Genomic DNA, 13701 nt, shown 5'->3' on the forward strand with positions numbered 1-13701 from the left:
CGGAACGACCTCCAGGTCGTGCTCGACGACGGGCACGCCCGTGCTCGGCGAGCCGGACCGGGGGGGGTTGTCCCCACCTTCGGTCGGGGGCGGCCCGGGGTCCGCGGAACGGGACGAAGCGGTGAGATCGAGACATGACGACCAGCGCACGTCCTCTCCCCGCTGCCTCACGGTCCCGGCGCGTCTCGCCCGCCTCGTCCCCGGACGGCTCCGCTCTGTCCCCGGACGGCCCCGAGCGGCCCCTCCGCGGCGGGCTCGCCGCGTTCTGGGCGCTCGCGTTCGGGCTGTCCTGGGCGTCGTGGGGCGCCGCCTGGCTGCTCGGCGGCGACCTCGTCGACCCCGTCGTGCTCGCGCTCTTCGCGCTCGGCGGCTTCGGCCCGACGCTGGCGGCGCTCGTGCTGCGCGCGGCGGGGCGCCGCAGCCCGCGCGCGGCGCGCTGGGGCGCGGCCGGCCGATGGCTCCCGGCCGCGGTCGGGATCGGCGCCGCGCCCGCGGTCCTGACCGCGCTCGTCGTGCCGTTCCTCGGCGGCCCGACGGCGGACCTGTCGGCCGGGGCGGCGGCGGTCGCCGGGTCGGGCGGACCGCTCCTGTTCGCCCTCGTCTCGCTGTGCGCGGGGCCGCTGTCGGAGGAGTTCGGGTGGCGCGGCTACGCGCAGCCGCGCCTGCGGCGTCGGCTGTCGCCGCTCGCGACGTCGGTCGTGCTCGGCGCGGTGTGGGCGGTCTGGCACCTGCCGCTGTTCGCCCTCACCGGGACGTGGCAGTCGTCCCTCGGTCTCGTGAGCGTCGAGGCGGCGCTGTTCCTGCTCGCCATGATCCCGCTCTCGAGCGCGTACTGGCTGGTCAGCGAGCGCCTGCGGGGCGGGGTGCCGGCGGCGGTCGTGCTGCACCTCGTGGGGAACGTCGCGCTGACGGTCCTCGCCGTGACGTCGCCCGTCGCGATGGCGGTGTACGTCGGGGTGATCGTCCTGACGTCGGTGCTGATCCACCTCGTCACGCGCCCCGGCGCACCCCGTCCTTGAGCCGGGCGGGGTCAGGGCGTCACGAGCTCCACGGGGTGCTCGGCCAGGACCTCGCCCGTCTCGGCGTCGAGCACGACGACGGTCGACGGCGGGAGCGCGGACAGGTCCGGCGCCGTCCAGGCCTCGACGCCCGTGCAGGTCCGGCGGTCGAACGACTCCAGGACGGTGCCGGTCGTCGTCTCGACCGTGACCGTGGCGGGGTGGTCGAGCACCTGACGGGGCCACTTCTCGACGTCGAGCCACCCACCGGCGTCGCTCGCCGGCGTGCTGTTCCACCAGCCCTCGAGACCGCCGAGCTCGGTCGGCTCGCCGTCGTCGCCCCGGACCTGGACCGGCGTGCCCGCGGTGCCGGTGACGGCGCCGCACTGCTGCACGCCGTTCGTCTCGACGGGTGCCGGCGCGGGGGTCTCCGCGGCGAGCGCCGGGTCGTCCCCGGGGGCCTCCGCGGCCGGTGCACCGCCGACGGCGTCGCTCGGCTCGGTGCCCGCCGCGCGGCCGGTCAGGGCCGCGGCGATCCCGACCCCGAGCACGGCGACGACGAGCGCCCCGCCGACCAGCGGCGCCCGCCAGCGGGTCGACCGCCCCGGTCCGCCGTCGTCCCCGGTGCCGTCCGGGCGTGCCCTGTCGTCCCGCGCCGTGTCGCGCATCGTTCCCCCTGTCCCCTGCGTGACCCGCCGCTCTGCGGGTGCCCGCACCCTACCGGCCGCGGCGGGCCGTGTCAGCGGTTCGCCCCCAGTGGGCCGAGACGGCGGCGACCTGCTCGTCGAACGCCGCCGTCTCCGCGCGCGTGGGCGTGCGGCGCCACTGCGGCTCGACGACGACGTCGCGCGTCCCGACGACCCAGCGCCACCGCCCGACCACCACCCCGTCGACCGCGAGCCCGTGGATGAACGACCCGAGCCGGTCGCCCAGGTCGACGCCCTCCGCCACGACGAGCCTGCGCGTCTCGCCGTAGGACGTGAAGAGCTCGTCGTAGCTCTGCAGCAGGTCGACGACCGGGCGGTCCGGGTCGCCGTCGGGCGCGAGGGCGCCCACGAACGGGCCGGGATCGACCACGCGAGGGTCGGCGTCGGCGAGCCGCCACAGGGTCGTGCCCTCCAGCGCGCCCGCGCCGGGCACGGCCACGACCTCCGCCCCGAGCAGGTCGAGCCCGTGCCGCACCTCGGTGAGCGTGAAGCCCGACCACTGCGCGACGTCCTTGACCGTCGCGTACGCGCGGCTCGCGAGGTACCGCCGCAGCAGCTCGACGAGCGCGGCGTCGCGGTCGAACCGCTCGCCGAGCGGCCCGTAGCCCGCGGGGACGCGGTCGTCGAACGCGGCGTAGGTCTGCTGCTTGCCGTCGAGCGGCCCGCTGACGAGCTGCCGGTCGAGCTCGGCCTGCATGAGCACGTAGCCGAGCGCGATGCCTTCGAGGGGGCGACCGTGGGCGGCGAGCAGTCCCGCGAGCTCGCGGCGCGTCCGGGGGCGCTCCTGCACGGCCGCGACGACGAGGTCGGTCTCGGCGGCGTGGCCCGCCGTCCCGACCTGCCGGTACATCGTCCCGTTGGCCTGGTGCACCCGAGGTGCGCTGAGCTCGACGAGCCAGCGGGCGTCGTCGGAGCGGACGAGGTGCCAGGTGGGGCGCAGCACGTGCGTGCGCACCACCTCCCCGCGGTCGCAGACCGCCGCGGCACCTGCCGCACCGGGCCGGGCCTCGGGTCGCAGCCGGCGCGTGAGGCCCCACAGCGCAGGGTGGAACTCCTGGCCCTGGACCGCGACGAGGTGCCCGACGGCGGTCGGCACGTCGGGCAGGTCGGGCGACCGCAGGCGGTGCGCGGCGAGGCGCGCCGCGCGCACGTGGCGTTCGTCGACCGGCGCCTCCGTCACCGCGCCACCCGTGCCGCGCGGGTCACGACGCCACCAGGTCCTCGGCGACGACGTCGGTCCCGGTCACCCCGACGCGCACCCCGCCCTCGACGACGGACACGGAGTCGAGCGCGACGCCGTCGGGCAGGTCGAGCGGGACCCGCAGGTCGGACAGGGCGCGGGAGATCCCCGACGGCAGGTCGTCGACCGACACCGTCCCGAGGCCCGTGCGGACCGCGACGACGTCGACCGCGAGCTCGGCCGGCCCGGAGACGCGCGGCGTCACGTCGACCGTGATCGTCGCGCCCAGCAGGTCGAACGCGAGCGACAGGACGTCGTCGGCCGCGGTGAGTCCCACGTCCAGGCCGGTCTGCTCGGCGACGATCTGCTGCAGCGACTCCACGGCGATGACGCCCGATGCCGTCCCGGACGCGATCCGGTGCGGTTCCGACGTGCTCACGCCCTCGGCCTCGACCTGCAGGTCGGAGATCGCGTAGCCCCCGAACGACGCGGTGTCCGCCGAGCCCGTGACGTGCGTCAGCTCGCCGCGCGCGAGCTGCGTGAGGAACGGGAAGCCCGTGATGTCGAGCTGCGCCCCGGTCACGTCGTCGGCCTGGTCCTCGAACGCCGTCACCGCGCCGCGCTCCGCGGCGCGGACCGCGACCCGGTCCGCCACGACGGCGACCGCCACGATCACCACGAGCGTCACGATCAGGCCCACCAGTCGCTTCATGCGCCCACCCTAGGTCCGCCGACCACGACCGTGCCGTCGTTCTGACGCTCGTGGCGACAGCAACCCCGTGCTCGACGCGGGCTGTCGTCGTTCTCGACCTGGACGTAGATTGCCCGGCATGACCTCATCCCGGCACCCGTACCGCATCGGCGTCCAGCTCCAGCCGCAGCACGCCGACTACGCCCAGGTCCGCGACGCCGTGCTGCGCGCGGAGGACCTCGGCGTCGACGTCATCTTCAACTGGGACCACTTCTTCCCCCTGACCGGCGACCCCGACGGCAAGCACTTCGAGTGCTGGACGATGCTCGGAGCGTGGGCCGAGCAGACCTCGCGCGTCGAGATCGGCGCCCTCGTCACGTGCAACAGCTACCGCAACCCCGACCTCCTGGCCGACATGGCGCGGACGGTCGACCACATCAGCGGCGGTCGTCTGATCCTCGGGATCGGGGCGGGCTGGTTCGAGAAGGACTACGACCGGTTCGGGTACGAGTTCGGCACCGCGGGCGGGCGCATCGCCGACCTCGCCGCGGCGCTGCCGCGCATCAAGGCCCGCTGGGCGGCGTCGAACCCGGCGCCCACGCGCGACATCCCCGTCCTCGTCGGTGGCGGCGGCGAGCGCAAGACCCTGCGCATCGTCGCGGAGCACGCGGACGTGTGGCACTCGTTCGGCGACGCGGCCACGCTCGCACGCAAGAGCGCGATCCTCGACGAGCACGGCGAGGCCGTCGGCCGCGACACCGCCGCGCTCGTCGAGCGCTCGGTCGGCGTCTCCCGGCCGCCGTCGGAGTCCGCGGACGCGCTCGTCGCCGCGGGCGCGACGCTGTTCACGGTCGGCACCAGCGGGCCGGACTACGACCTGTCGCTCGTGCGGGACTGGGTCGCCTGGCGCGACGCCCAGGGGTGACCCCCGCGCCGAGCACGACCTCGCTCTCGTTCTGACGCCCCTGGCGACAGCAAGGTCGTGCTCGACGGCGCGTGTCGTCGTGCTCGACGGGGCGGGGCGTCCGTCAGAACAGCGCCCGCGCGAGGTTCGACAACGCGGCGTGGACCTCGGAGCGCAGACCGTCGTCGGCGACCACGACCGCCACGCCGACGCCGACCACGACGAGCAGGAGTCCTGCGCGCCACCACCACGGCGACCGGTGCACCGTCCGCCCTCCCTCGTTCGATCCTTCGGCTCCACGGACCGCCCGACCGGCCCGTGCGTCCCGGGCCGTCGAGCGCGCCGCCCGCTGCCCGGTCGCCGGGCAGCGGGCCGGCACCGTCAGTACGACAGTGTCCGCCACGGAGACGACTCGGTGTCCAGGAGTCGTCGCACCGCGCGCTTGAAGTCGGGCAGGTCCTGGTCGATCGGGGTGCGGTTGCCCGCCGACCAGAACGCGCGCCCGGCGAGGAACCCGTCGCCGAACTGCTCCCACGACGCGTACGCGGGGCGCGACATCACGACGGCCTCCTCGATCGCCGCCCACGCCCGCTCGGGCGAGACGAACCCGGCGTCGACCGCGAGGCGGCTGACGTGCACCACCCGCGCCGCGTCCCACGCCGCGATCGACGGCGGCAGCGGGTCCGCGAGCTCGCCGTGCCCGCCCACCTGCGCCGACGCGCTCCAGCCCTGGTAGAACGCGACCGCGCGCTCGGGGTCGAGCCCGCGCGCCGTCGCCTCCTGCCGCGCCTGGGCGGCGTGCTGCTCGGCCGCACCCTTCGCGTCGCGGCGGCTCAGCCGGCCCGAGTACAGCTCCTCGACCTTGGGCATCGCGATCGCGTAGTAGCCGCGGTGTCCCTGGGTGAGCAGGAACTCGTACGTGCGCTCGACGTCGTCCGCGCCCCGCACGTCCCACCCCGCCGCGAGCGGCTTCGCGGCCGTGCGGGCGTCCGCCTCCACGGTCAGCGCGTTGACGGGCAGCACGCCCTCGACGGCGTAGACCGCGCCGAGCGCGAGCCCGCGCTGCTGCGCCGGCGTGAGCGCGGGAGCGTCCTCCTTCGCGTACAGGTCCGCGGTCCCCGAGAACATGTCCTTGAGCTTGTCGAACAGGCCCACCGTCGCTCCTTCGTCTCCCCGCGCCACCGACGCGGTCCGTCGCGCCGCGGTCGTCGCGGCTTCCGGGCAGCGTGGCCGCCGGGCGGCCCGCGGGGCACGCGCCCCGAACGATCCCGAACGGCGCGGGCGCGTTCTTCACCCGGCCGTCCGCGCCCGGCACCTCCGCGGCGCGGTCACGTCGGGCGCCGGTCGGTGGCCGTCGCTAGCCTGGCGCGGTGCCCCTCGACCCGCCGCCGTCCCCCGTGGGCGCCGGGTCGGTGGACGAGCTCGCGACCCGCCTACGGGCGCTGCGCTCCTGGGCCGGCGACCCCTCGTACACGGAGATCGCACGGCGCGTCGGCGCGCTCCGCACCGCGCGGGGCGTGCCCGCCGCGGAGGCGCGACCCGGCCGCGTGACCGTCTACGACGTCTTCCGGGAGGGTCGCTCCCGGCTCGACGTCGACCTCCTCGCCGACGTCGCGCAGGCCCTCGGCGACGCACGGCCCGCGGGGTGGCGTGCGGCGTACCGGACGGCCGCGCGGGCGGCCTCCGCGCAGGGCACCGCCGTGGACGCGGCGGCGCGCACCGGGCCGCGCGCCGCCGACCGACCGCACGGCGCGGCGCCGACCGTGCGACGAGGGCCGGTCGCGCCCGACCGTCCGCTCGTCGGCCGGGACGGCGAGGTCGCCCGGCTGGTCGCGGTGCTCGCGGAGCCACCGGACGAGGACGCGCCCGGCAACGCCGCGCCGCGCGTCGTGACCGTCACGGGTCTCGCCGGGACGGGGACGACGAGCGTCGCGCTCGCCGTCGCGCGCGAGGTCCCGGCGGACGTGGTCGTGCGGGTCGACCTCCACGGGGAACCGGGCGGTGCGACGCCGTCGGCCGCCGTCGTGCTCGACGCGCTGCTCCAGGCGCTCGGCGCGCCGCCGCCCGACGCGCAGGCGCGCGATCTCCCCGCGCTCGCCGCGGCCCTCGCGGCCGCGCTCGCTGGGCGCCGCACGACCGTCGTCCTCGACGACGCGACCGACGCCGCCCAGGCCGCGGACGTCGTCGCGCACCTGCCGGCCACGGCGCGCGTCGTGGCCACGGCGCACCGCGTGCTCGACCTGCCCGCCGCGGTCGGCACGACCCTGGACCCGCTCCGCGAGGACGACGCGATCGCGCTCCTCGGGTCGGTCGTCGGCGCGGACCGCGTGGCCGCCGAGCCGGAGGCCTCGACCCGGCTGGTCCGTGCGTGCGGGGGCGTCCCCGCCGCGCTGGTGCGCACCGCCGACGACGTCCGTGCGCGGCCCGGCTGGTCGCTCGCCGACCACGCCCGGCGCGTGGAGGACCTGCCCGGGCCGGTCCTCCACCCGGCGCTCGCCGCGGCGCACCGCGACCTTCCCGCCGACCACGCCCGCGCCCTGCGCCTCCTCGCCCTCGTCCCGGTGCCGCTCGACGCCGCCTGGGTCGCCGTGCTCCTCGGCGTCTCGACGAGCGAGAGCCGCGACGCGCTCGCCGCGCTGGGGCGTGCGCACCTCGTCACGCACGGGCCGCGCGGCGAGGTCGTCGTGCCCGACGCCGTCCGCACCCTCGCCGCCGACCTCGCCCGGTCCGACGACCCGTTCTCCGCGCGGGTCACCGCCGTCGGGCGGCTCGCCGCCCGGCTGCTCGACGACGCCCGGCCCGCCGTGCATGCGGCGGCGCCCCACCACGACGCCCCCGGGCGCACGGCCGGGCCGGGCGCGACCGGGCCAGGGGCGGCCGGATCCGACTCGGCCGGGTCGGGGGGCGCGGCGGCGGCGCGCACGACCGACGTCGCGCTCGCGTGGCTCGACGCCCACCGGGACCTGCTCGTCGCGACGTCGACGCTCGCCGCGGAGCACGAGCTCGCCGACCCGGTGACCGACCTCTCCGCCCTGCTCGCGCCGTACCTCGACTCGGCGGGGCGCTGGGACGACGCGGTCGCGGTGCACACGGCGGCGGTCGAGCACGGGCGGGCGTCCGGGCGGTCCCAGGCCGGGCGCGACCTCGGACGCGCGCTCGAACGGCTCGGCCGGTACGACGAGGCGCTCGCCCAGCTCGTCCGCTCGCTCGAGCGCGGCGACGACCCACGCCCCGGCCAGACGCTCAACCGCATCGGCAACGTGTACAAGCGGCTCGGTCGCTTCGACGAGGCGGAGACCGCGTACCACGACGCCGCCGCCGGGGCGCGGACCGCGGGCGACCCGGTCAGCGAGGGCCGCGCCGTCGGGAACCTCGCGGACGTGCACCGGATCCTCGGGCGGCACGACGACGCGCGTGCCGGCTACGACCGGGCGCTCGCGCTGTCGCGGCGCGTGGGCGACGTCCTCAACGTCGCCATCGTGTCGAGCAACGCCGCGATCCTCTCCGAGGCCGAGGGCAGCCTCGACCGCGCGCTCGCGCAGCACCGCGACGCGCTCGCCAGCGCGACGTCGCTCGGCGACGCAGGGCTCGCGACGCGCGCCCGGGTGCACGTGGGACGACTCCTCGTGGGCTCCGGCGAGACCGAGGCCGGCGTCGCGGAGCTGCGGGCCGCGGTGGGGGCCGCGGTCGCGCTCGGGGACCCCGACGCCGAGGCCGAGGCCCGCAGCGCCCTCGCGACCGCGCTGCTCGCCGCGGGCTCCGTCGCGGAGGCGGTCGCGGCGGGCGAGGCTGCGGTCGAGCTGGCGCGACGCGTCCGCGCACGACTCGTCGAGACGGAGGCGCTCAACGCGCTCGGGGAGGCCGTGCTCGCCGCAGGGGACGCCCGCCGCGCGGCGGACCTGCACGACGCAGCCCGCGCGCTCGCCGTCGAGCTCGACGACGCCGCCGAGGACGCCCGTGCGCGGCGCGGGCTCGCGGCCGCCGGGCGCGCAGGCGGGTCCGACGCCGCCGACCGCGCCCGCGAGGCGCCCGGCCGCGCCTGACGCTCGTCCGCCGTCTCAGCATGCGATCGCGTACGGCGTCCGGGAACATGTGGCGCCCCGCCCGCGGTTGCCCCTGTCATGGCCTCCACCCCACCCGCGACCCCGGCGCCGACCGCGCCCGTCGCCGCCCAGCCGGGCACCGGACCTTCCACGAGCCCCGCCGCTCCCGCCCGACCCGGGCGCATCAGCGCGGGGCTCGTCCTGCTGCTCTCCGCGCTCACCGCGATCGGTCCGCTGACGATCGACCTCTACCTCTCCGCCTTCCCGCGCATCGTCGACGAGCTCGGCACCACCGAGTCCCGTGTCCAGCTCACGCTCACCGCGACCCTCGCGGGGCTCGCGCTCGGCCAGCTCCTCATCGGGTCGGTCTCCGACGCGATCGGCCGTCGCGCACCCCTGCTCGTGTCCCTCGCGGTGTACGTCGCCGCGTCCGCGGGCATCGTGTTCGCCGGGTCCGTCGCCGCGCTCACCGGCCTGCGGTTCGTCCAGGGCCTCGCCGCGGCCGCCGGGATGGTGCTCTCCATGGCGATCGTGCGCGACTCGTTCGAGGGCTACCAGATCGGCAAGGTCATCGCGCGCCTCATGCTGGTCGTGGGCGTGGCACCCATCCTCGCGCCGACGATCGGCGCGCAGTTCCTGCGGCTCGGCTCATGGCGCGGCATGTTCGTCGCGCTGGCCGTGGTCGGCGCGGTGCTGTTCGTGCTCGTGCTGCTCCGCCTGCGCGAGACCCTGCCCGCGGACCGCCGCCGCTCGGGCGGGACCGTCGCCGCCCTGCGCTCCTACGGCTCGCTCCTCACCGACTGGTCGTTCATCGGGCTCGCGCTCATCGCGGGCTTCTACATGGCCGCGATGTTCACCTACATCTCCGCGTCGACGTTCGTGTTCCAGGACTTCTTCGGCATGTCCGCCCAGCAGTACGCGATCGTGTTCGGCGTCGGCGCGGTGTCCGTGACCGCCGGCAGCCAGATCAACGGCGCGCTCGTGGGCCGCGTGGCGCCCGAGCGCATCCTCCAGGGCGCGGTCGCCGCGGGCTTCGTCCTCTCGGGCGGGCTGCTCGTCGCGGCGCTCGCCGGCGGCGGGCTCGCGTGGCTCGTCCCGCTCATCGTCCTCACGCTCGGCACCGCGGGCTTCGTCATGCCGTCCGTCCCCGCCATCGCGCTCGAGCGCAACGCGCACCGCGCCGGGAGCGCCGCCGCGCTCATCGGGGCCTTCCAGTTCGGCGTCGGGGCGATCATCGCGCCGGTGACCGGGCTGCTCGGCGGGTCGCCGCCCGTGACGATGGCCGCGGTGATGTTCGGCGTCGTCGTCATCGCCGGCGCGGTCCTGCTCGGCCTGCGGCACACGTTCGGCGCGCCCGTCCCGGACGAGGCGGCGGACGCCCTCGGCACCCGGGACGCGGCGGAGGTCGGCAGCACGACCACGGCCGACGAGGAGGCCGGCGGACCCCGTGCCGCGGGCGTCGTCGACCAGACCGAGCGCGAGGCCGCCGTCGGCGTCCCCGACGACGCCGCGGCGCTCGCCGAGGCGCTCGCCGACCGGGGTGCCTGACCCGGCGGGCTCTTCCCGCCGAGCACGACCCCACGCGCCGTCGACCACGAGGTTGCTGTCGTGATCCACCGGATGACGACAGCAACCCCGTGCTCGGCGCGGAGAATGGGCGGGTGACGCCCGACGACCCCGAGTACCCGCTCGCCGCACGGGCCGCGCCGTCGCTCGCGGCGCTCGACGACCACCTCGTCGAGTGCCGCGCGTGCCCGCGGCTCGTCGCGTGGCGCGAGCACGTCGCCGACGTCAAGCGCGCGTCGTTCCGGGACGAGGACTACTGGGCCCGCCCCGTGCCCGGGTTCGGCGACGAGCGCGCGGGGATCCTCGTCGTCGGGCTCGCGCCCGCCGCGCACGGGGCCAACCGCACGGGCCGCATGTTCACGGGCGACCGCAGCGGCGACTTCCTGTTCGCGTCCATGCACCGCACGGGCCTGGCCAACCAGGCGACCTCCGTGTCCGCCGACGACGGGCTGCGCCTCACCGGGATCCGCGTCACCGCCCCGGTGCGGTGCGCCCCGCCCGACAACAAGCCGACGCCCGAGGAACGCCGACGGTGCGGGCCGTACCTCGCGCGCGAGGTCGAGCTGCTCGGTGCGACCGTGCGCGTCGCGGTCGTGCTCGGCGGCTTCGGCTGGCAGGCGCTGCTGTCGACGCTCGCGGAGCAGGGCTGGGACGTCCCCCGGCCCCGACCGCGGTTCGCGCACGGCGCGGAGGTGACGCTGCGCCGTCGGGCCCCCGCGGCGGTCCGCGACGCGGCGGGACGCCCCGCGAGCGCCGTGCCCGACGCCGGGCAGGCGGCTCTCGCGCCGACCCTCACCCTCCTGGGGTGCTTCCACGTGAGCCAGCAGAACACGTTCACCGGACGCCTCACGCCGCAGATGCTCGACGACGTGCTCCTGCGGGCGCGCGACCTCGCCGGCCTGGGCGCACCGGGCTGAGCGCCCGCGTTCCGAGAGATGCGCTCCGGGACGAGGGATCCACCCGGACGTGCAGCGCGCGGCCGCAGACGCAGCGCTCGGCCGCGGTGCGACGCTCGACCGGCGTGCGCCCCACGTGCGCCCGACGGAGCGCGTCGGCGGAGTCGCGGCGGCCCGTGGGGTCGGCGCCGGGCCGTCTACCGGGCCGCGGTCGTCGGGGACTGACGGCGCGGGGCGTCCGCCCAGCGACGGCGCTCGGCCACGCGCGGCAGGACACGGCCCACGAGCCGGAGCTGCTCGCGGCGCGCGATGACCTCCATGCGCCGCAGCTCGCGCTCGAGCGGGGACGATGCTGCTGACATTGCTGCTCTCCTTCGACGGCACCGGGCGGCGGTCCACCCCGCCGCGGTCGCGACGGTCCCGGTGATGACGCGCGACGACCGCGGTCGGCCGTCGCCCTGCCCCCGTAGGAGGGACGGACGCGGCCCGGGTTCGTGACACCCGGCGCCCCGCCCGTCCGGTGCGCTACGCCGGGCGGGGGGCGTGACACCGGGCGCCGCCCCGCCCGGTCCGCTACGCCGTCAGGAGCGCGGACTCCTCGTACTGCTCCACGAACTCCCCCGACGGCGGGATCGGCGTGATGACGTCGAGGAGGACGCCGTTCGGGTCGGCCGTGATGAAGTGCCGCTGGCCGAACGCCTCGTCGCGCAGCGAACGGAGGATCGGCAGGCCCGCCGCGACGAACCGGTCGTGGACGGCGTCGACGTCCTCGACCTCCAGGTTGAGCAGGAGGCCGCTCGCCCTCCCCCGCCCGCTCTCGGGGATCGTCTCGTGGTCGCCGTCCAGCACGGCGAGGTTCACCGCGTCGTCGTGCACGGACTGCAGGTGCACGTACCAGTCGCTCGTGAAGAGCGGCCGGAGGTCGAGGTGCTCGACGTAGAACGCCGCGGTCGCCGCGACGTCCCCGGTCATGATCACCGGGTACCAGCTCGTGATGCGCACGGATCTTCTCCTCCTGGTCGGGGCCGGCAGCCGCGTGAGAAAACAAACAGGCTGTATGTATCTAAGAATGACCTACAGTCTGTCGGTATGCAAGAGAGCCGTCGCACCAACGCCGAGCGCACCCTCGCCACCCGGTCCGCCCTCGTCGCCGCCGCGCGCGAGCTGTTCGTCGACCCCGGGTACGCGGAGGCGTCGACGCCGCAGATCGCCGCGGCCGCGCACGTCACGCGCGGCGCGCTGTACCACCACTACACGGACAAGCGGGACCTGTTCCGGGCGGTCGTCGAGGCCGAGGCGGAAGCCGTCGCGCGCGAGATCGAGGCGCGGACCGGCCCGCTCGGCGGCGTCCACGAGGCCACAGCCGCGAGCGCGACCCGGACGGCACCCCGCACGAGCGACGCACCCCCCGCCCCCCGCTCTCGGCACGCACCCGACGCACCCGACGCCCGCGGGATGCTCGTCGAGGGCGCGCGGGCCTACCTGGACGCGATGGCGGTCCCCGGCCGGACGCGCCTGCTGCTCGTCGACGCCCCGGCCGTGCTCGGTGCCGTCGAGGCCGACGCCCTCGACGCGCGCCACGCCCGTCGCACGCTGCGCGCGGGCCTCGCCGCCGCGCTGGACACCGCGCCGGACCAGGAGCGCACCCGCGAGGGCAGCGCGCGCGACGACCACGGCACCGAGGAGCCGACGGCGGGACCGCACCACGGGGAGCACCCCGCGCCCGAGCGCCCGAGCCCCGTCCCCGCGCGCGAGCACGGGCCGACCGCACCGCGCATCACGGACGACGCCGCAGACGACGTCGCGCGCGACATCGCGCACGACGACCGTCTCGACGCGCTGACCCTCCTGCTCTCCGCGGCCTTCGACCGTGCGGCGCTGGCGCTCGACGGCGGTGCGCCGCCCCGCCCCGTCCGCGCGGCGGTCACCGAGCTCGTGGACCGGGTGTGCGCGCCGCGAACCACTCGATGACGCCCGCCCGCGTGCGCTCGTGCCGCTCGACGGTGAGCCCCGCGTCGAGCACCCAGCGCAGCGGGCGGCGGCGGAAGTGCTCGCCGGCGAGCGGGACGCTCACGACGTCGACCGCCGCCTGGAGCGCGCGGAGCGGCCACGACGTCGACCCGACGTGGTCCGCGAGGACGAGCAGGCCGCCGGGCCGCAGCACGCGGACCATCTCCGCGAGCGCGGCACGGTGGTCGGGGATCGCGCAGAGCGAGAAGGTGCAGACCACGGTGTCGTAGGCGTCGTCGGGCAGGTCGAGCCGCTGCGCGTCGCCGAGCCGGAGGTCGACGTCGATCCCCCGCTCCGCCGCCCGTCGCCGCGCGAGCGCGAGCATCCCCGGGCTCCACTCGACGCCCGTCAGCCGGCCGTGGAGCACGTGCGCGGGGTAGTGCGCGAGGTTGAGGCCCGTGCCGATCGCGACCTCGAGCGTCTCGCCCGTCGCGAGCCCGCACGCGCGGGGGCGGACGTCCGGGAAGAGACGGCGCTCGGCGACGGCCATGCCGCGGTCGTAGGCGCTCGCCTCCCGGTCCCAGCGCCGCCGCAGCCGCGCGTCGCGCGGGCTCGCCGCGCCGCCCGGCCCGGTCGGTCCCGCCATGCGCACCACCTCTCGCCGCCGGTGGACGGCCGCCGCATCAGGCCACCTCGACCGGTCGTGGGCGCGCTCGGCCGACGTTCTCCGCCGGGCGCGCACGGCAGACCTTCACCGCCCGGCGCG

Annotated in this window: 14 protein-coding genes; 6 read left to right on the plus strand and 8 right to left on the minus strand. The window is 77.0% G+C overall.

Annotation, left to right across the window (positions count from 1 at the left end; genetic code table 11):
* Positions 1 to 134: 134 nt before the first annotated feature.
* Positions 135 to 1019 carry a CPBP family intramembrane glutamic endopeptidase gene (locus ACTJIY_RS06095; RefSeq protein ID WP_440673502.1) on the plus strand — a complete coding sequence of 295 codons (885 nt, stop codon included), beginning with the start codon at positions 135 to 137 and terminating at the stop codon, positions 1017 to 1019.
* Positions 1020 to 1030: 11 nt separating this feature from the next.
* Here the strand turns inward: ACTJIY_RS06095 and ACTJIY_RS06100 are convergent, their stop codons facing one another.
* Genes ACTJIY_RS06100 through ACTJIY_RS06110 form a run of 3 tightly spaced genes read right to left on the minus strand, consistent with a single transcriptional unit; the run spans position 1031 to position 3597 of the window.
* Positions 1031 to 1666 carry a hypothetical protein gene (locus ACTJIY_RS06100; RefSeq protein WP_440673501.1) on the minus strand — a complete coding sequence of 212 codons (636 nt, stop codon included), beginning with the start codon at positions 1664 to 1666 and terminating at the stop codon, positions 1031 to 1033.
* A 49-nt stretch (positions 1667 to 1715) separates the two neighbouring features.
* Positions 1716 to 2885, minus strand: coding sequence for a DNA glycosylase AlkZ-like family protein (locus ACTJIY_RS06105; RefSeq protein ID WP_440673500.1), 1170 nt, complete (start codon positions 2883 to 2885; stop codon positions 1716 to 1718).
* 22 nt (positions 2886 to 2907) lie between these two features.
* Complete coding sequence (locus ACTJIY_RS06110) at positions 2908 to 3597, minus strand: LmeA family phospholipid-binding protein (protein ID WP_439159008.1); 690 nt, start codon at positions 3595 to 3597, stop codon at positions 2908 to 2910.
* A 118-nt stretch (positions 3598 to 3715) separates the two neighbouring features.
* Between ACTJIY_RS06110 and ACTJIY_RS06115 the strand changes: the two genes are divergently transcribed.
* Complete coding sequence (locus ACTJIY_RS06115) at positions 3716 to 4501, plus strand: LLM class F420-dependent oxidoreductase (protein WP_440673499.1); 786 nt, start codon at positions 3716 to 3718, stop codon at positions 4499 to 4501.
* 103 nt (positions 4502 to 4604) lie between these two features.
* Here the strand turns inward: ACTJIY_RS06115 and ACTJIY_RS06120 are convergent, their stop codons facing one another.
* Positions 4605 to 4745, minus strand: a complete 141-nt coding sequence (locus tag ACTJIY_RS06120) for a hypothetical protein (RefSeq protein ID WP_253054616.1) — start codon at positions 4743 to 4745, stop codon at positions 4605 to 4607.
* Positions 4746 to 4861: 116 nt separating this feature from the next.
* Positions 4862 to 5635, minus strand: coding sequence for a DUF1266 domain-containing protein (locus tag ACTJIY_RS06125; RefSeq protein WP_440673498.1), 774 nt, complete (start codon positions 5633 to 5635; stop codon positions 4862 to 4864).
* A gap of 215 nt (positions 5636 to 5850) precedes the next feature.
* On the opposite strand from ACTJIY_RS06125, the gene ACTJIY_RS06130 reads away from it, so the two are divergent.
* The 3 genes from ACTJIY_RS06130 to ACTJIY_RS06140 all read left to right on the plus strand — a co-directional run bounded on the left by ACTJIY_RS06130 (position 5851) and on the right by ACTJIY_RS06140 (position 11006).
* Complete coding sequence (locus tag ACTJIY_RS06130) at positions 5851 to 8523, plus strand: tetratricopeptide repeat protein (protein WP_440673497.1); 2673 nt, start codon at positions 5851 to 5853, stop codon at positions 8521 to 8523.
* 78 nt (positions 8524 to 8601) lie between these two features.
* Entirely contained in the window at positions 8602 to 10071 is a 1470-nt protein-coding gene (locus ACTJIY_RS06135) for a multidrug effflux MFS transporter (protein WP_440673496.1), read from the plus strand.
* Positions 10072 to 10184: 113 nt separating this feature from the next.
* Positions 10185 to 11006 carry a uracil-DNA glycosylase gene (locus ACTJIY_RS06140; protein WP_440673495.1) on the plus strand — a complete coding sequence of 274 codons (822 nt, stop codon included), beginning with the start codon at positions 10185 to 10187 and terminating at the stop codon, positions 11004 to 11006.
* 176 nt (positions 11007 to 11182) lie between these two features.
* Here ACTJIY_RS06140 and ACTJIY_RS06145 read toward each other — a convergent pair whose 3' ends face one another.
* Positions 11183 to 11347, minus strand: coding sequence for a hypothetical protein (locus tag ACTJIY_RS06145; protein WP_253054626.1), 165 nt, complete (start codon positions 11345 to 11347; stop codon positions 11183 to 11185).
* Between the two features lie 211 nt (positions 11348 to 11558).
* On the minus strand, positions 11559 to 11987 hold the full coding sequence (locus tag ACTJIY_RS06150; RefSeq protein WP_440673494.1) for a VOC family protein: 429 nt from the start codon (positions 11985 to 11987) through the stop codon (positions 11559 to 11561).
* A gap of 87 nt (positions 11988 to 12074) precedes the next feature.
* Between ACTJIY_RS06150 and ACTJIY_RS06155 the strand changes: the two genes are divergently transcribed.
* Positions 12075 to 12956, plus strand: a complete 882-nt coding sequence (locus tag ACTJIY_RS06155; protein ID WP_440673493.1) for a helix-turn-helix domain-containing protein — start codon at positions 12075 to 12077, stop codon at positions 12954 to 12956.
* Here the strand turns inward: ACTJIY_RS06155 and ACTJIY_RS06160 are convergent.
* Positions 12910 to 13581: a class I SAM-dependent methyltransferase gene (locus ACTJIY_RS06160; RefSeq protein ID WP_440673492.1), complete on the minus strand. Its 672-nt coding sequence runs from the start codon at positions 13579 to 13581 to the stop codon at positions 12910 to 12912. The two genes, ACTJIY_RS06155 and ACTJIY_RS06160, sit on opposite strands and share 47 nt — an antisense overlap.
* Positions 13582 to 13701 lie beyond the last annotated feature (120 nt).

Origin of the sequence: Cellulosimicrobium sp. 22598 (assembly GCF_052044445.1) — a bacterium.
In the GTDB taxonomy this organism is placed as follows: Bacteria; Actinomycetota; Actinomycetes; order Actinomycetales; family Cellulomonadaceae; genus Cellulosimicrobium; species Cellulosimicrobium cellulans_G.

Bases quoted from the DNA above. Each gene is read 5' to 3' on its own strand.
- ACTJIY_RS06155 (WP_440673493.1), top strand. From the start codon at position 12,075: ATGCAAGAGAGCCGTCGCACCAACGCCGAGCGCACCCTCGCCACCCGG.
- ACTJIY_RS06135 (WP_440673496.1), top strand. From the start codon at position 8,602: ATGGCCTCCACCCCACCCGCGACCCCGGCGCCGACCGCGCCCGTCGCC.
- ACTJIY_RS06110 (WP_439159008.1), bottom strand. From the start codon at position 3,597: ATGAAGCGACTGGTGGGCCTGATCGTGACGCTCGTGGTGATCGTGGCG.
- ACTJIY_RS06115 (WP_440673499.1), top strand. From the start codon at position 3,716: ATGACCTCATCCCGGCACCCGTACCGCATCGGCGTCCAGCTCCAGCCG.
- ACTJIY_RS06100 (WP_440673501.1), bottom strand. From the start codon at position 1,666: ATGCGCGACACGGCGCGGGACGACAGGGCACGCCCGGACGGCACCGGG.
- ACTJIY_RS06160 (WP_440673492.1), bottom strand. From the start codon at position 13,581: ATGGCGGGACCGACCGGGCCGGGCGGCGCGGCGAGCCCGCGCGACGCG.
- ACTJIY_RS06145 (WP_253054626.1), bottom strand. From the start codon at position 11,347: ATGTCAGCAGCATCGTCCCCGCTCGAGCGCGAGCTGCGGCGCATGGAG.
- ACTJIY_RS06095 (WP_440673502.1), top strand. From the start codon at position 135: ATGACGACCAGCGCACGTCCTCTCCCCGCTGCCTCACGGTCCCGGCGC.